This window comes from Methylophaga thalassica, assembly GCF_030159795.1.
GTDB classification, from domain to species: Bacteria; Pseudomonadota; Gammaproteobacteria; order Nitrosococcales; family Methylophagaceae; genus Methylophaga; species Methylophaga thalassica.
In genome coordinates, this window is record NZ_BSND01000006.1 from 76,982 (window position 1) to 94,823 (window position 17,842).

A 17,842-nucleotide genomic window follows, 5' to 3' on the forward strand; every position below is an offset into this window, starting at 1 on the left:
TTAGATTGAATCCGTTTTACGGTGATAATAAAACCAGCTTAGCAGCATCAAAAGCATCAACATAAACACTGGCCAGCGTTTGGCGATAACATAGGGTGTTGCCCCCTGCCTGGGCTGAATATCAGCCGTCAGCGTTGCCTGCTCGAATTGAGCGGTTTGCGACTGAATACGGCCTTTATAATCGACAAATGCCGATATGCCATTTGTTGTTGCCCGCACCAAAGGCCTTTCTGTTTCTAAAGCACGACTTCGTGAAATTTGTAAATGTTGATGCGGCGCGAATGAATCCCCATACCAGGCATTATTGGTGGCATTAACAAGGATAGAAGCTTGAGGTAATGCATCTAACACTTCCAGTGAAAAAACATCTTCATAACAAATAGAGATGCCAACTTGCTGCCCAGAGGCTTTTAACAGGCTTTGCTGCTCTGGCCCCGGCACAAAGCCTGACATCGGCAAATCAAAAAAAGCAATCAAGCCTCTGAGCCAGGCAAAAGGCACATAATCGCCGAAAGGCACCAGATGGCGTTTATGATAGAAGCCCTCATCCTGCCCGGCGACCATCATACTGTTGTAGTAGTCCTGACCATTTTTATCTTCAACCGGCAGGCCAAGTAAAATATCGGTATTGTGTTGTTGCGCTTCGTTAATCAGCGGGTCGATATAAAAGTCTTTTAACTGATGATAAAAAGCAGGAACGGCATTTTCAGGCCACACCACCAGCTGACTGTCCCAATGTTGTTCCGTTAATTGCTGATACAGGGTAAGCGTGCTGACAAGTTGTTCAGGACTCCACTTCACATCTTGGGGCACATTGCCCTGCACAATCGTAGTTTTCATAGGTTCGCCAGCCGTCCGAGTCCAATCGACAGATTGCAGCCCTTGCCCCCCAGCCCAAATAACCACAACAGGCAGTATGAACAACGGTTGTTTGTATTTAAACAAAAGAAACAAACAACTTGCTGTCAGCGCAACCAGGAAAGACACAGCATTCACACCAATAACAGGTACCCAGCCAGCTAAAGGACCTTCAATTTGACTCACACCCAACTCAAGCCAGGGGAAGCCACTCAAGAACCATGCTTTAAATAACTCAAAACCAAACCAGGCAATGGGTAACAGTAAAGCAATATCAAATAAAGAAAATGTGTAAGAAGAGAGTTTTTTTACCAGCCAGCCAAACAATGCCAGATAGGAAGCCAGGATAGCGACAAACAAAAATGTCAGCATTCCCGCCAAAAACCAGCTGGTATGACCGAAGACATGGATAGCCACATACACCCAGGACACGCCGACACCGAACATGCCAAGCCCAAACAGCCAGCCTCGCCATGCGGCTTGTTTTGCCGTGGTGTTATCCCAACTGGCGAAAAGCAGAATCAGACTTAAAACAGCAATCGGATACGCATTAAAGGGAGAAAATGCCAGCGGTAAAATAGCACCGCCAAATAATGCAACGATATGTCCTTTCCAACCCTGCATAGTCAGCCCATTATTCTTTTGCATTATTCGGTATCTGCTTCTGGCTCTTCTTCCGGTAACACCACCATCTTCATCAGATATAAACGACGGTTATCTGCGCGTAAAATCGTGAACTGGAAACGGTCAATCGTGATTTCTTCACCACGTTCTGGCAAATGCCCGAACTGATTAACAACGTAACCACCCACCGTATCAAAATCTTCATCACTCCAATCGGTTTCGAAAAACTCGTTGAAGTCTTCGACCATCGTTAAAGCTTTGATGGTGTAGGTGTTTTCATTTCTTTGCAGAATAGGTGCATCATCATCAATATCATGCTCGTCTTCAATTTCACCGACGATTTGTTCTAATACATTTTCAATGGTGACAATACCAGCCACACCACCATATTCGTCCACGACGATGGCCATATGATTACGGCGCGCCCGAAACTCGCGTAACAACACATTCAAGCGCTTGCTTTCGGGAATAAATACAGCGGGACGTAATATCTCACGCAGATCAAAATTGAAATCACCGCTGTTCACCACGGCCGTTAATAAGTCCTTGGCGAGCAGGATGCCAATCACATCATCACGGTCATCATCCATCACAGGAAAGCGAGAGTGCGCCGTTTCAGTGACCAGTTTCAATGTTTCTTCAGGAGCAGCATCACGTGACACCATGACCACTTGTGAGCGTGGAATCATAATATCGCGGGCCTGCATTTGCGAAACGCTTAATGCGCCTTCAACGATAGATAGCGCTTCTGAATCCAGAATATGCCGTTCAGAAGCTGAACGAATTAATTCAATCAGTTGTTCCTGATCTTGCGGTTCCAGAAACAAGTTACTGAGCTTTCGCACCCAGGATTGATTTGCTAAGCGACTCGGTCGTCCTTCACTCATGATTCCACTCCCTGCCATTCATAGGGATTAGCTATATTTAACTGATGCAGAATAGCTATTTCTAATGTTTCCATCTGTTCCGCTTCATCCGATTCAATATGATCATAACCTAATAAATGTAAACATCCATGGATCACCATATGTGCCCAGTGATGTAACTCGGCCTTACCTTGCTCTTGTGCTTCTTTTCTTACCACAGGCACACATATCACTAAGTCGCCTAATAATCGGGGTTCTAATTTAATGGGTGCATCAAAAGGAAAAGACAAGACATTGGTTGGCCCACTTTTGCCACGATACTGACCGTTGAGTTCAGCACTTTCTGTTTCGTCAACTAAACGAATACTCAGTTCACAGTCTTCATTGACTTCGTCTAACGCTGCTTCAGCCCACTGAGTAAACAGTGACTCATCCGGTATATCACCATCATAAGCACACTGAAAATCCACTACCACGCTCATGCTTTTCGGTCAGCCTTATCGTATGCCAAGATGACTTTTTGTACCAGCGAATGTCGAACAACATCTTTTGCCTGGAAGAAAGTAAAACCGATACCGTCCACATCCTTCAACACTTCAATGGCATGACGCAAGCCAGAACGGGTTGATCCGGGCAAATCCACCTGAGTGATATCACCGGTAATGACCGCAGTGGAGTTGTAACCCATCCGGGTCAGGAACATCTTCATTTGTTCGACCGTGGTATTTTGCGCTTCATCAAGAATAATGAAAGACTCATTGAGTGTGCGACCACGCATATAGGCTAATGGCGCGACTTCAATCACATTGCGTTCCATTAACTTAGCCACGCGTTCAAACCCTAACATTTCATACAAGGCATCAAACAGCGGTCTAAGATAAGGGTCAACTTTCTGAGCTAGATCCCCGGGCAAGAAACCGAGACGTTCACCGGCTTCTACTGCAGGTCTGACCAATACAATACGGCGACAAAAATCACGTTCGAGGGCTTCCACCGCACAGGCCACGGCAAGATAGGTTTTACCGGTACCAGCAGGCCCCACACCAAAGTTAATATCGTGGGTCATCACCCGACGTAAGTAGGCTTGCTGATTTTCACCACGGGCTTTAATCAAACCACGCTTGGTTTTAATCACCACTTCTTTATCAGGTTCACTGGCCGTGGCGACATCATCACCACCACTTTTGCGAATCGCCATATGAATCTGCTCAGGTGCTAAAACGGTCTGTGCCGTTTCAGCATACAAGTCATGAATCACTGCCTGAATGAGTGTTAATGTATCTGCCGGGCCGATAATCTGAAAGTTCACACCCCGATTATTGATTTCCACACCAAAGCCACGTTCCATCATACGAATATGTTCATCCATATGACCACACAGATTGGCAAGACGAGGGTTATCTGCCGGACTAAGCTCGAAGCTGATGCTATCGAGCGCTTGAGAAGTTTGAGTCACTATAGAATTCCGATGAGCTTAAAGTGCAACGCTATCAGCGAGTAATTCGCCGCGCAAGGAGTTCGAGAAGGCTTCTTCAATACGCACATCCACAAACTGACCGATAAGACTGCGGTCACCGGGGAAGTTCACTACCCGGTTATTTTCTGTGCGACCGGCCATGTCACCACCACCGCGATGTGCTTCGCGCTCAACTAAAATACGTTGTGTAGTACCAATCATGGCTTTGGCATGCTCGTCTTCCAACTCACGCAAACGATCCTGCATGATTTGCAGACGACGTTTCTTTTCTTCTTCCGAAACGGAATCCACAAATGCCGCGGCCGGTGTCCCAGGGCGAGCGCTATAAACGAAGCTGAATGAATGGTCGAATTTAATCTCGTTGATTAAATCCATGGTCGCCTGAAAGTCTTCTTCCGTTTCATTAGGGAAACCGACAATAAAGTCACTCGACATGCTTAAATTCGGTCTGACTTCCAGTAATCGGCGAATCTTACTTTTATATTCCAACGCGGTATGACCACGCTTCATCATCGTCAAAATACGATCAGAACCCGACTGAACCGGTAAGTGCAGATGATTCACCAACTCTGGCACTTCGGCAAAGGCCTCAATCAGGCTGTCAGAAAACTCAACTGGATGAGAGGTAGTAAAGCGAATACGTTCAATGCCATCTATTGCAGCGACGTAATGAATTAACAGCGCCAGATCAGCGGTTTCATCACCTTCAATGACCCCCTGATAAGCATTCACATTTTGGCCTAACAGGTTCACTTCACGCACACCCTGCGCCGCTAACTGACGAATTTCACGCAGAATCGGACCAACCGGGCGGCTGACTTCTTCACCACGGGTATAAGGCACGACGCAGAATGTGCAGTATTTACTGCAACCTTCCATCACCGAAACAAAGGCAGTTGGGCCATCAGCTTTCGGTGCTGGTAAATTGTCAAACTTCTCAATCTCAGGGAATGAGATATCAATGCTGGGTTTGCGGCTGATTTTGACCTCTTCCAACATGGCCGGAAGACGGTGCAAGGTTTGTGGTCCAAAAATCAGATCGACATAGGGCGCACGCTGACGAATCGCTTCACCTTCCTGGCTTGCCACACAGCCACCCACACCAATAACCAAGTCAGGACGTGTATCTTTCCAACGTTTCCAGCGACCAAGCTGGTGAAACACTTTTTCCTGTGCTTTTTCGCGAATCGAGCAGGTATTAAGAAGTAAGACATCTGCTTCTTCTGGAATATCTGTGGGTTCTAATTGATGAGATGCCGCCAGGACTTCTGCCATTTTTGATGAATCGTACTCATTCATCTGACAGCCGAATGTTCTGATATATAGTTTGCCAGCCATAGTTTCTGCTAAAGTCAAAGGGCGCACAGGATACTATTTTTTGCTTGATTAGTACATACAAGTGATTGTTTTTACTAATAACTGCAAATATAGTGTGGGAAGGAACAACAACAAGGAAGTGAATCATGGCAATCAAGGATTGGCCTGCCGATGATCGCCCTCGGGAAAAGCTTTTATTATCAGGTGCTAAGGCACTTTCTGATGCAGAGCTTCTGGCGATTTTTCTGCGCACGGGTGTGAAAGGATTTTCAGCTGTCGACTTAGCACGCAAACTCATTCATGAGTTTGGCTCTTTACGACAATTATTAGAAGCGGACCAGCAGCAGTTTTGTGAAGGTCATGGATTAGGTCAGGCGAAATACGTTCAGCTTCAGGCTGTTCTGGAAATGGGCCGCCGTCACCTGGAATCGAGTTTAAAGCATGGCGATGCCTTTACCGATGCTGACAACACCATGCGCTACATCAAACAACGTTTACGCGCCTATCCCCATGAAGTATTTGCCTGCCTGTATCTGGATAACCAACATCGTTTTTTGTACTTCGATGAATTATTTCGCGGCACCATTGATGGTGCCAGCGTTTATCCACGTGAAGTCGTTAAAGCCGCACTGAAACATAACGCTGCCGCCATTATCCTGGCCCATAATCATCCCTCTGGTGTCGCTGAACCCAGTCAGGCCGATATTCATATTACAAAACGAATTAAGTCTGCCCTCGATCTCGTCGATATAAGAGTACTGGACCACATTATCGTCGGGGATGCAGATGTCACTTCTTTGGCACAACGCGGTTGTATTTAATTGCGGCAATTGCCATAACGATAAGTGAAATGACCTATTTATCAGGTGTTTGATATCTCTACTATTGTCCGGTTTTTGAATTTAAATGGGTGAGAGAATCATGAGAAAGTCACTGGAATTATTCAGTCTGGGCTTTTTATTAACGCAGAGTATGTGTCTGTACGCTGCCGATAATGGGCTAATCGATGATGCCAGCCTGAGCTTGGGCAGCCTGGTGGTGTCATCAGACAGCACAGGACCACTAACCTCACGTAATCTGTCGACATCAGTTGATGTGTTGAACGAAGACCGGATTGAAGATCAGAATGTGAGTTACACATGGCAGCTTTTTGACCAGATGCCGGGCGTGATGCTGACCCAGTTCGGTATGGGTAATGAGTCTGGCAAAATTTCTTTTCGCGGCTTTAATGGCGAAGGTGAAGTCAATGCTGTGAAACTGCTGATTGATGGCATTCCCAGTAACCAGAATTCCGGCAATATGCCTTATCTGGAATTACTGACACCTTTAGAAATCGAGAGTATCGAAGTCGTTCGTGGCACCAATGACCCGCGTTATGGTTTACATAATATTGCCGGTAATGCTGGTATTTTTACTCGCCAAGGCGGTAACTATAATAAAGCCCGTGTCACTTATGGTAGTTATGCGACACGCAATGTGCAGTTTATCAGCGGCATGGAAAGTAATGGTTTTTCCCAGAACTATGCAATTAGCTATTTAAATTCAAATCGCTATCGCCACCACAGTGATATCGAAAAAAGTACCTTCTCTGGTAAGTGGTTTTATACACCGAATGATGGCCGTGCCCAAATCGGCTTTATTGCCAGACATGGCAAAGCTGAAGCTGATGAAGCCGGTTATCTGACCCGGGCTGAGGCACATGATGATCCAGAACAATCACGTCCGCATAACGCCGCAGATGGTGGTGATCGTATGATGAATCAGTTCAGTGCTCACTTGGATATTGATATCACGGATAATCTGTTCTGGAGCAGCAAAGCTTATTTAAATGAGCTAGACGAAGATCGTTATGTCACCTTTGCAGCGGGCGGCAACCATAACGAACGATTAACCGAAGAAGAACATAAAGGCGCTTTAAGCACCTTAACCTGGCGACCGGATGTAAGCTGGGCACATGAGTTCAGCCTGATGGGTGGATTGAGTGCTGAATGGCAAAATAATGAAAGTCGTCGTTATCTGGTGGATCTGGACCGAAATAGAACAGCACAAAAACGTAATCAAAAATTCGATTTTGATATTTATGGTGGATTTATTCAGGCTATTTATAAACCGACTGAGAAACTGAAAATTGTTCCCGCGTTTCGAGTTGATACCGTACGAGGCAGCTTAAATGATAATGGCACGCATCGTGAAATTAACGATTATGGCAATATCAACCAGCCAAAACTCAGTGCGGTCTATTCTTTTAATGAGCAATACGCTGTATATACCAACTGGGGTAAAACCTTCCAGGTAGCCGATGGCGCATCAAGTTATAAAAAAGTAGGTGTGCCTGAACTAAGCCCATCTATTAACGAAGGCTGGGAAGTCGGACTGAAATTTACACCCGCAGATTGGTTAAATGGGCGAATTGCGGTCTGGCAACAAGTGGCATCAGATGAATACAAAAAACGACTGGGTGATCCTGATGGCAACAGTGAGAATATTGGTAAAACCCAGCGTCGAGGCATAGATTTCCAGTTCAATGCACAAGCCTCTAACAAACTTGGTCTTTGGTTCGCGGCTTCATTTCAGGATTCAGAAATTATCAAAGCTGGTGCCACTACACCTTTAAACAAAGGTAATGAAATTGATCACGTACCACACTACTTAGTAGATGCTGGTGTGGATTATCAGGCTACACCAAAACTTAAATTATCTTCCTGGCTCAGCGCCCAAGATGATTATTATCTGAACCAGGAAAACGATACCAATAAATATGGTCAATATGTATTAGTCAATGCCTCAGCCAGTTATGCACTGACTCAAAAAGTAAGATTAGATCTTGAACTAAAGAATATTTTCGACCGCTATTATGAATATGTATGGTGGAGCGCTGACTTCAATGAAACTTTACATTCACCGGCTGATGGTCGCTCGATATATGGCTCAATTCAATATGACTTTTAAGCATTAATGACAAAAGCGCGACAGCTTTGGCTGAAAATTCATACCTACCTCGGACTCAGCATTAGCATCATGCTGGTTTTATTAGGTCTGACGGGCAGCATTTTAGTGTTCTATTTACAATTCGATATCTGGTTAAATCCAGATATCGAAGCGGTTTCAACAGCCCCCATCAGTCAGCAACAAGCTGTTTTTGATCAATTACAGCAACAATTTCCAACCCGTACCGATTCCTGGCGTATTGAACAGCCGCTTCATCCAGGCTGGCCAATTATGGCGCGTTATTACACGCCTGTTGAAACACGTGATCTGCAATTTGCGCCATTGATGGTAACAATCGATCCCGCCACATTAGAGATCACCAGTAAACGCTTCTGGGGCGAATTTGCGATGACCTGGATCTACAATCTGCATTACAGCGTATTACTGGATAAAACCGGCAAAACCCTCGTAGGTATTATAGGTCTCATCAGCCTTATCTCTCTGCTATCCGGTGTCATTTTATGGTGGCCCGGCTGGCATAAATTGCGACAAGTGATGGCTTGGCGATTACGTACCAGTTATGCCAAAAAAGTGTTTGATCTGCATATTCTGTCTGGCAGTTATGGTTTCATTGTGTTGTTTATGCTCAGTTTAACGGGTGCAGCACTGGCTTTACCTACACAGACTCAGCAGATTATCCGTATTTTTTCTCCATTGGCTTCCAGCCCTATACTTGCTCGCTCACTGCATCAGCAAGGAAAACAACCTGTCATCTCAGCAGATACGGCGGTAGCGTCAGCTTTTAAATTATTCCCCAATGCTGAGTTACGCTGGGTGGAGTCACCGGGGATCAAAAAAAATAGCTGGCGAGTCGTTTTCTATCAACAAGGCGAACCGAGCCGCCGTTTTCCACGAACACAAGTCTGGGTGAATGCGTTTACTGGTGATATTGTCGCTAGCCGCGATGGCTTAGCCGATAGTGCCGGAGATAAAGTCTTAAACTGGCTACACCCCTTACATAATGGCGAAGCTTTTGGTCTAACCGGCAGGATTATTGTGTTTATCTGTGGTTTTCTGCCATTAATTTTGTTCATTACCGGCTTATTGCGCTGGCAACAAAAGCGGCACGCCAGAAAGCGCACCGCTTATCGCCATAGTTAATCTTCGTCCCAGTCTACCGGGCTATCTTTGAATACTTTTTTACCGGTAAACATGGCCGATACCAGACCATTACGCTCCCGAAGCTCGCTATAAACGACTCCCAGAATATGTAAGATGATGGCCAGACTCAGCACCCAGAATACGATCTCATGTATTTCTTTGAAGGGTGAACGAAAGTCACGCATTTGCTGATAAGCCGCTTCATTCACGCCGTCTTTTGAGTATGGCTGAACTAAGGCTTCTGTTTGTGGACTCTCTGCCACCCAGGCTTTAAAACTATCGCCAAATGGTGGCATATACACATCGGTACCACCAAGCACTAACCCTGTTACCGCCTGAGTCGTTAACAAGATAAACAACAAAGTCACCATTAAACGTGCCAGAGGATTATGTCCGGCAAAACCAACCGGCTTACCCTCATTGATGCTATCCAGGTAAAGTTGTCGTTGCTGTTTATACTTTTGTCCAAGCGGCAAAATAGCTGCCCAGCGACTAAATCGGTTACCAATAAAACTCCAAAACAACCGCACGGCAAGATTAATCACAAACACATACCCCACATATACATGCCATGTTTTTAACAGGATTTTGCCTTCTGTCGTTACGCCCAAGGCTTTACTGTTCATAATTGCCACACCAATAGCAATCAACCCAATAACCGACAATACGTTTATCCAGTGAAACCAGCGAACCATACGATCCCATACTGGATACTCTGTTAATGTTCTCGCCATTTGTCTTTTCATTTTTCTCTCTCTCCTTGTTTATCTACACGGCAATATTCGCCACTCCAGTCATGTAGATAAGGTGTGATGGTTTTATGCTCTGCTAGATGGGCCTGCCACCAATCTTTCAAAAAAATAAGCACTTGCTCAGGCCGCTTTTGATGCTTGGCATGCTCACAAACAACTTTGAATTCCGTGATTAGATTATCCATTAGCTGTTGATAGTTTTTCAGTTCTGGATACTCCGTTGAATTCAATATGCCTTCTTCTGTTTTGTAATGAAACACGATGTAACTTATCAGAAGCTTAACCGTGGGTAATAAGGACTCAAATTCCAGCCCTTGCTGGAGGAAATAATGCAGTGAATTTATGGTGGCGAGGATGGCTCTGTGCTGTTCATCAATAATGGGGACTTGCTGACTAAACTCATCTTGCCATACCAGTAATAACGGTCTATCCATATCGTTCACTCCCGCAACAAGCTATCGCATCAGACTGAGAACGGATATTTGATGGCTTCGTGATATTGGTAACCTTTAACCTCAAAATCATCCAGCGTGACCCAGGTTTCCAGGTCCTTTAATGACTTAATTTCCGGGTTAATGTGTAAGCTCGGTGAAGGATAAGGTTCACGCTTCAACTGTACATCGCGCATTAATTGCAATTGGTCTTCGTAAATATGCGCATTCACAATCTTATGGTAAGCCTTACCCGGTTTCAGCCCAGAAATTTGCGCCATGATTTTGAGTAAGAAAAACACCTGTACCTGATTGAAGTTAAGGCCCAGAGGCACATCACAAGAACGCTGGTAAGAGGTTAAATAAAGCGTATCGCCCAATACAGAGAAAGTGTGGGTATGCATACAGGGTCTGAGACAGCCCATATCAAACTCACCCGGATTATAAAATGTCAGAATCTCGCCACGGTCATCAATGCCACGCTTCAGGTCATCGGCGATTTTTTGTAACTGATCTAATGTTGAGCCATCCGGTTTTTGCCAGCGACGCCCCTGAACACCATAAACCCGTCCCATATCATCCTCACCTTTGCGGTGAGGATTATTCAGCCAGTCTTTATTATCATTGGCATTAGCATCCCAGGTGCGACAACCAATCGCCCGGAAATCTGCTGCATTGTCATAGCCACGCAGATATCCCAACATTTCGGCAATGGCCGCTTTCCAGTAACTCTTACGTGTGGTGATTAAGGGAAACTGATTGTTGGCCACGTCATATTCCAAATCAGCATTAATCACGGTCAGGCAACGTTTACCCGTCCGTTCATTTTCAACCCACTCACCTTCGTCGATAATACGTTGGCATAAATCCAGATACTGTCTCACTCAGAAGACTCCAATTCTCGCTGCAAAATTGCTGATGATTTTGGCATTGCTAGGTCAGACAGACAACCTCATTAAGGGGACAGATTATATTTCTGCATTCGATATAACAGAGTATCGCGGCTAATACCTAATAAGCGGGCGGCTTTAGAGCGATTACCCGCCGCCATATCCAGTGCCTGTTCAATTAAGTCCAGCTCCACTTTTGCGAGATCGATACCACTGGCCGGCAGCACAAACTGATGTTGCTCTATGGCCACTTCGGGGCGCATCTCTCTCGGTAAATCAGCCGGTTGCAATAACTCACCGACATGCAAAAGCGCCAGACGTTGACACAGATTCTGTAACTCACGGATATTGCCAGGCCAGCGGTAATGGACAAGGCTCTGTTCCGCTTCTCTTGAGAGCCTGACCACTGCATTATTACCAGCAAACTCTTTCAGGTAATGTTTCATCAGTAGCGGAATGTCTTCGGCACGATTACGTAAGGCCGGTAACTCAATTGGCACCACCTGTAAGCGATAAAACAAATCAGCCCTGAATCGCCCGGCTTTCACTTCCGCAGGCAAGTCAGCACTGGTGGCGGCCAGAATACGCACATCGGCCACGTGTAATCGATGACTTCCCTGTAACTGACACTCACCTGCTTCCAGAAAACGTAAGACTTTTGCCTGCACCGATAATGGTAAGGCATCCACTTCATCCAAAAAGACCGTACCACCTTCTGCCGCCAAGAGCCGTCCCCGAAAGGTGACCTCGCCATGCTCATTACTTCGGCCAAACAAATCCAGTTCCACATCTTCTGTGGGTAATGCAGCACAGTTAATCGTTATCAGGGCATTATCACGTCGGCGGCTCTGCTCATGCAGACTTAAGGCAATTAACTCTTTGCCAGTCCCCGTTTCGCCACTGATAAGCACACTGGCATCACTCAAAGCAATCATGGGCAATGTACGCAGGATATGGGTTAAATCAGGCGATTGACCTAAAATTTTACTCATAACGCTTACCCCTGCATCTGATGTTGATGATCAGGCATGGCATGATGCTCATGCAGACTTTCCATCGGCCAGAACAAGGTCGCTAATGCCATCAGAATAATCAGTATCCCTGCCGCTTTACGTAAGTTAGGTGAGCGTCCCAGCGCCGCTAACATACCGGTAAACAAACCTGCGCCCATCACCGCCGGTAAAGTGCCCGCGCCAAATGACAGCATCACCAGACCACCTTTGATCGGGTCACCTGCAGTGGCTGCTACAGCCAGTGCGGCATACACCAGACCACAGGGCAACCAGCCCCAAACCATACCCAAAAAAAACGCCTGGCTGCCTTTTCTGACTGGTAACAGTTTTTGTCCAATAGGCTGCAATAACCGCCATAAAGGTGCGCCCATACGCTCGGCACGAGCAAATTTAGGGAACCAGCCAGCCAGATATAAGCCCATTGAAATCATAATGATGACCGACAATACCCTGAGTACCCAATGTGCGTTCAGTTGGGTCAGTGGCGTACTTAACAGACCGACGATAATGCCAGCAAAGCTATAACTCAGAATACGGCCGACATTGTAGTTAAACACAAACGGTAACATCCGCCGCTGGCTCTCTCTTACTTCTTTCGGCAAGCTCAGCGTCAATGCGCCAATCACCGAGCCACACATCGCAATACAATGCACCGTACTGAATAAACCGAGTAAAAAAGCCGTGATATAGGAACTGGTAATAGCAGCCATGCTTACAGTCTTCTCTTATTTTTTTGATTAATTATCAGGTTAGCACGCCTTTTCAGCATGAATTTGTGTCATTTCACCTACTACTTATTGAAAAAACACACTTCTTAATAACGATAACTTCCTATTATTTTTGGTTGGGTTATCTGAGAGAGAAGATAAATGAAACGCACCAGTCTGTCACTCAGCATCATGCTGAGTTTATTCCTACCATCAATTGCTTATGCTGAACACAAGCACGATGTTGAAGAACTAGAGAAAGTCACCGTGTCTGGCCAAGCCATTCAACCGTTACCTCAAGACAGTGCCGGACTTGATCTGGAAGCACTCAAATCAAAGCGTGCCCAATCAAGTGATACGGCCTCTTTATTAAAAGGTATTCCAGGTGTCTCCTTATATGGGGCTGGTGGCGTATCCAGTCTGCCAGTGATTCATGGTTTAGCTGACGATCGTCTTCGGATTAAAGTTGATGGGATGGATCTGATTTCAGCCTGTGCTAATCATATGAATCCGCCACTGTCATACATTGCGCCGAATAATATTGCTGAATTAAAAGTGTATTCAGGCATTACACCAGTTAGTGCTGGTGGCGACAGTATTGGCGGGACTATCATCGTCAAAAGTAAACAACCTGAGTTTGCCAAAGATGCTGACAGCGTATTATCAAAAGGTGAAATCGGTGCCTTCTACCGCAGTAATGGCCACGCTCGTGGCGCCAATTTATCCACCACACTGGCAACGGAGAGCTTTAGCCTTAATTACACCGGTTCCACCAGTAAAGCGAATAATTATGATGCGGCAGATAGTTTTAAAACTGCAGGCCCCGCCGCCTCTGATCGTGGCTGGTTAGATGGTGATGAAGTCGGCTCCACCGCCTATGAAACACGTAACCATGCTTTAAACCTTGGCTTTAAACTTGATAATCACTTATTGCAATTAAAACTGGCCCATCAGGATATCCCTTATCAAGGTTTTCCAAACCAACGTATGGATATGACCGAAAACCGGAGTAATCAAGTCAATTTAATCTACAACGGCCTGTTTGATTGGGGCTCATTGGAAGCCTCGGTTTATCGTGAAAAAACCCACCATAAAATGCAGTTTGGTGATGACAAACAGTTTTTATACGGTACTGATGCGCTTGGTATGCCGATGGAAACGGAAGGTCGCAATACGGGTGTCTCGTTAAAAACAGAGGTCATGCTCAACGACCGTGATTTATTGAGAGTGGGGACTGAGATACAAAAATACCGTCTGGATGACTTCTGGGAAGCATCAGGCTCAACAGGCATGATGCAGCCAAATACCTTTGAAAATATCAATAATGGCCAACGCGACCGTTATGCCATTTATACAGAATGGGAAGCCAACTGGACCTCAAAATGGACAACTCTGGCAGGTATTCGTCATGAAACCGTGAAAATGGATGCAGATAATGTTCAGGGGTATAACACAACAAATTACAACCCTACTGACTTCAATAATGCAGATAAAAGCAAAACCGATAACAATCTTGATCTGACTTTAATGGGACGTTTCACCCCATCTGATAATGCCAGTTATGAATTCGGTTACGCTCAGAAAACACGTTCACCTAATCTCTATGAACGTTATGCCTGGTCAACTAACGGCATGGCTATGCGTATGGTGAACCTGGTCGGTGATGGTAATGGTTATGTTGGGAATGTGGATTTGGATCCAGAAATTGCTCACACCATCAGCTTCACAGCAGACTGGCATGATGCCGACAAACAGGACTGGAATGTGACTTTCACTCCCTATGTCAGCTATGTAGATGACTTTATCGATGCCAAACGTTGTAGTGGTGGCACTGGCATGTCGGCATGCACAACAGCTAACCTGAGTGCAACAGATAACTTTGTCTACCTGCAATACGACAATGTCTCAGCGAAGTTATATGGCGCGGATTTGTCATTGGCTAAACACCTTTATCACGATGACCAGATTGGTCATATCAGTGGCCAAGCGGTGTTCAGTTATGTCAGAGGTAAAAACCGCGATACTGGTGACAATCTGTACAACATCATGCCATTGAATGCGACATTCACTTTACAGCATGCCAAAGGTGCCTGGCATAACACCGCTGAGTGGCAAGTAGTGGCTGCTAAAGATCAAGTAAACGATGAACGGAATGAACAGGAAACAGCGGGCTATGGCTTATTAAACATACGCACCAGCTATGAGTGGAAACAAGCACGTGTTGATTTTGGTATCGACAATGTTCTGGATAAAGCTTATAGCGAACCATTGTCAGGTGCTTATACGGGCCAGGGAATGACAATGTCAGGTTCCGGTGTGCCTTGGGGCGTTACCGTTCCCGGCATGGGACGGTCATTTTATACGGCTGTCAGTTACTCTTTTTAGTTAAAACAAGGCATCTCTGCCGAGATTATCCAGAGATGCCTTTTTATTGCTTAGCTAGGCTACAACACTCAATTTCAAATCCACTTTTTTCAGTTGTTCCACTTCATGGGCCAGGTCGGCTTCAGTTAATGGATGCTCTTTTAACCAACCATCAGGCAAAACCAGCATCATCTTTTTACCGTCTAATTTTAACTTGATATAGGTATCGGCATGCTCAGACCGGCCGCGATTAAACACCATGGAAAGTCGCAGCAGCACCGTTAAGCGTTGTGTGCTTAACTGCATTTCATCCGATAATTTATTGATATGTTTTTTCGGGAATGAACGCCGTTGTCCTCTGACCATTACTGATAAGGCATGCTGTTCCTCACGGGAAAAGCCGGGTAAATCCGAATGTTCCACCAGATAGGCCGAGTGTTTATGAAACTGGTTATGAGAGATAGACAATCCTACTTCATGAAGTTTGCAGGCCCATTGCAGACGATGCAGTAACTCATCGTGATCCAGCTCCCACTCATGCGCCACTTGCTCATACAGTTGGGTTGCCATCACCGCAACACGTTCGGCATGCGCCTCATCAACGTGATAGCGACGCATCAAGGCTAAGACGGTGCGATCACGCTCATCATCGTGCTGAATACGGCCAAGCAGGTCATACAATAACCCTTCTCTTAAAGCGCCATCGGATACAATCATTTTTTCAATGCCGAGTCGCTCGAACGCAGCAGCCAATACACACAAGCCACCAGCTAATACATTATTTCGCTCTTCAGACAGCCCTTCAAACTTTGCCTCTTCGACGCTGCCGGCTTCGATAAGATGGTTTACCATCTTCTCCAGCGCTTTGGCGGTAATCACGCCATCATCAGCCCAGCCGTGTTCTTTGCAAATATTGGCGACCGTTCGAATCGTGCCCGATGCGCCAACAGCCTCCTGCCAGCCAGCCTGACGATAAGGTCGCTGGATATAACGAATACGTCTTGCCGCAGCCAACATCGCATGTTGCATCTGTGTCGCCGTGGTTTTGCCATCAGCAAAAAACTTTTGTGAAAAACTGACACAGCCCATTTCCAGGCTCTCACGCATCAGGCCTTTAAATCCATCTCCAATGATAAATTCGGTACTGCCACCGCCGATGTCCATCACTAATCGACGGCTGTCATCAAATGCCAATGAATGAGCCACGCCCAGATAAATCAGTCGGGCTTCTTCTTCACCGGTGATAATTTCAATCGGATGACCCAAGGCAAGGCGAGCCTGGCGCAGAAAACGTCGTGAATTATGTGCGATACGTAAGGTATTGGTGCCTACCACCCTGACGCTGCCGTATGGCAAATCCTTTATGCGTTCGCCAAACCGTTCCAGACAGGCTATCGCCCGTTCCTGAGCTTCCAATGAAAGGTAGTGATGTTTATCCAGTCCAGCCCGGAGCTGCACCATTTCCCGAAGTCTGTCGACCACTTGAAAATGGCCATCACGCATTCGGGCGATGATCATGTGAAAGCTGTTAGAGCCGAGGTCCACCGCCGCCAGCACATCATGATTTGTTTCTTCCATAGCACCTGTCAGTTCGTTTTTCGGTTTATTCTGCACTAGCTGGTTGCTGGTGAACAATGTTAAATCATCTTTTCCATAAAAAAAGCCTGGTCTCAAACGCAACCAGGCCCTTTTTAGTCGTGACGAAAATCCTCTTTTTTTATTCAATAAGTTGACCTTTAATCACTTGTTCGGCTTTTTCGATACTCAAATGGCGCACATCTTTACCTTCCACCAGATAAATAATGTGTTCACAGATATTATTAGCATGATCGCCAATACGTTCCAATGAGCGCGCAGACCACATCATATCAATCACGCGAGTGACGGCTCGGGTATCTTCCATCATATAGGTCATTAGCTGACGTAAAATCGCTTCATATTCAGCATCGACTTCACGGTCTTCTTTTGCCACGCGTAGAGCCATATCCACATCAAATCGCGCAAAAGCATCCAATGCATCACGTAACATGCCACGCACATGATTTCCCATCGCTTGCAGCTCACGGTAATTATGCTTGGGACGATCTTTCTCAGATAGATTCAGTGCCATTCTGGCAATACGCACAGACTCATCACCAATGCGTTCCAAATCGGTAATGGTTTTTAATATGCCCGAGACAAGGCGTAAATCCCCTGCCGTTGGCTGGCGAAGCGCAATAATCTGAATACATTCCTCATCGATACTGACTTCTAATGAATTTACCTCATCGTCGTAAGCAATCACTTCACGAGCAATATCGGCATCACCTTTAATCAGGGCTTCCATCGCGTTATGAACTTGCTGCTCGACTAGACCACCCATCGCTAAAACACGAGAACGGATATCCTGTAATTCATTCTCAAATTGTTGCGAAATATGTTGGGAAGTAGTTGTAACCATATGCGTCTCTCCTC

16 protein-coding genes are annotated in these 17,842 nt (G+C 45.8%); 4 read left to right on the plus strand and 12 right to left on the minus strand.

Annotated elements, in window-relative coordinates; all coding sequences use genetic code 11:
* From lnt to miaB, 5 genes are read right to left on the minus strand one after another with little or no spacing between them, the layout of a single operon-like run.
* Positions 1 to 1,506, minus strand: coding sequence for an apolipoprotein N-acyltransferase (gene lnt / locus QQL60_RS11375; protein WP_284723365.1), 1,506 nt, complete (start codon positions 1,504 to 1,506; stop codon positions 1 to 3).
* A complete protein-coding gene (locus tag QQL60_RS11380; protein ID WP_007143973.1) occupies positions 1,506 to 2,369 on the minus strand; it encodes a CorC family transporter in 864 nt (287 codons plus the stop codon). The genes lnt and QQL60_RS11380 overlap by 1 nt, the downstream gene beginning before the upstream one ends.
* Entirely contained in the window at positions 2,366 to 2,830 is a 465-nt protein-coding gene (gene ybeY / locus QQL60_RS11385) for an rRNA maturation RNase YbeY (protein WP_284723366.1), read from the minus strand. Before ybeY ends, QQL60_RS11380 begins: the two co-directional genes overlap by 4 nt.
* A complete protein-coding gene (locus QQL60_RS11390) occupies positions 2,827 to 3,804 on the minus strand; it encodes a PhoH family protein (protein ID WP_284451556.1) in 978 nt (325 codons plus the stop codon). Before QQL60_RS11390 ends, ybeY begins: the two co-directional genes overlap by 4 nt.
* An 18-nt stretch (positions 3,805 to 3,822) precedes the next feature.
* On the minus strand, positions 3,823 to 5,163 hold the full coding sequence (gene miaB, locus QQL60_RS11395) for a tRNA (N6-isopentenyl adenosine(37)-C2)-methylthiotransferase MiaB (protein ID WP_273178436.1): 1,341 nt from the start codon (positions 5,161 to 5,163) through the stop codon (positions 3,823 to 3,825).
* A gap of 125 nt (positions 5,164 to 5,288) precedes the next feature.
* On the opposite strand from miaB, the gene radC reads away from it, so the two are divergent.
* The 3 genes from radC (at position 5,289) to QQL60_RS11410 (ending at position 9,231) form a co-directional block, all read left to right on the plus strand.
* Positions 5,289 to 5,963, plus strand: a complete 675-nt coding sequence (radC, locus tag QQL60_RS11400) for a RadC family protein (protein WP_007143977.1) — start codon at positions 5,289 to 5,291, stop codon at positions 5,961 to 5,963.
* A 100-nt stretch (positions 5,964 to 6,063) separates the two neighbouring features.
* Positions 6,064 to 8,091, plus strand: coding sequence for a TonB-dependent receptor (locus QQL60_RS11405; protein ID WP_284723367.1), 2,028 nt, complete (start codon positions 6,064 to 6,066; stop codon positions 8,089 to 8,091).
* Positions 8,092 to 8,097: 6 nt separating this feature from the next.
* Positions 8,098 to 9,231, plus strand: coding sequence for a PepSY-associated TM helix domain-containing protein (locus QQL60_RS11410; protein WP_284723368.1), 1,134 nt, complete (start codon positions 8,098 to 8,100; stop codon positions 9,229 to 9,231).
* Here the strand turns inward: QQL60_RS11410 and QQL60_RS11415 are convergent.
* From QQL60_RS11415 to QQL60_RS11435, 5 genes are all read right to left on the minus strand, one after another.
* Positions 9,228 to 9,977 (minus strand): cytochrome b/b6 domain-containing protein, encoded by a 750-nt coding sequence (locus tag QQL60_RS11415; protein ID WP_284723369.1) that lies wholly within the window; start codon positions 9,975 to 9,977, stop codon positions 9,228 to 9,230. The two genes, QQL60_RS11410 and QQL60_RS11415, sit on opposite strands and share 4 nt — an antisense overlap.
* Positions 9,974 to 10,417 (minus strand): bacteriohemerythrin, encoded by a 444-nt coding sequence (locus tag QQL60_RS11420; protein ID WP_284723370.1) that lies wholly within the window; start codon positions 10,415 to 10,417, stop codon positions 9,974 to 9,976. The genes QQL60_RS11415 and QQL60_RS11420 overlap by 4 nt, the downstream gene beginning before the upstream one ends.
* Before the next feature lie 29 nt (positions 10,418 to 10,446).
* The gene (locus tag QQL60_RS11425; RefSeq protein ID WP_284723371.1) at positions 10,447 to 11,298 is read right to left on the minus strand and encodes a thymidylate synthase; all 852 of its coding nucleotides are present in this window, start codon (positions 11,296 to 11,298) and stop codon (positions 10,447 to 10,449) included.
* Between the two features lie 71 nt (positions 11,299 to 11,369).
* Positions 11,370 to 12,296 carry a sigma 54-interacting transcriptional regulator gene (locus QQL60_RS11430; RefSeq protein WP_273178443.1) on the minus strand — a complete coding sequence of 309 codons (927 nt, stop codon included), beginning with the start codon at positions 12,294 to 12,296 and terminating at the stop codon, positions 11,370 to 11,372.
* A 5-nt stretch (positions 12,297 to 12,301) separates the two neighbouring features.
* Entirely contained in the window at positions 12,302 to 13,027 is a 726-nt protein-coding gene (locus QQL60_RS11435) for a sulfite exporter TauE/SafE family protein (RefSeq protein WP_284451549.1), read from the minus strand.
* 159 nt (positions 13,028 to 13,186) lie between these two features.
* Between QQL60_RS11435 and QQL60_RS11440 the strand changes: the two genes are divergently transcribed.
* On the plus strand, positions 13,187 to 15,409 hold the full coding sequence (locus QQL60_RS11440) for a TonB-dependent receptor (RefSeq protein WP_284723372.1): 2,223 nt from the start codon (positions 13,187 to 13,189) through the stop codon (positions 15,407 to 15,409).
* A gap of 54 nt (positions 15,410 to 15,463) precedes the next feature.
* Here QQL60_RS11440 and ppx read toward each other — a convergent pair whose 3' ends face one another.
* Entirely contained in the window at positions 15,464 to 17,113 is a 1,650-nt protein-coding gene (gene ppx, locus QQL60_RS11445; RefSeq protein WP_284723373.1) for an exopolyphosphatase, read from the minus strand.
* Positions 17,106 to 17,828 carry a phosphate signaling complex protein PhoU gene (phoU, locus tag QQL60_RS11450; RefSeq protein WP_007143987.1) on the minus strand — a complete coding sequence of 241 codons (723 nt, stop codon included), beginning with the start codon at positions 17,826 to 17,828 and terminating at the stop codon, positions 17,106 to 17,108. Before phoU ends, ppx begins: the two co-directional genes overlap by 8 nt.
* Positions 17,829 to 17,842 lie beyond the last annotated feature (14 nt).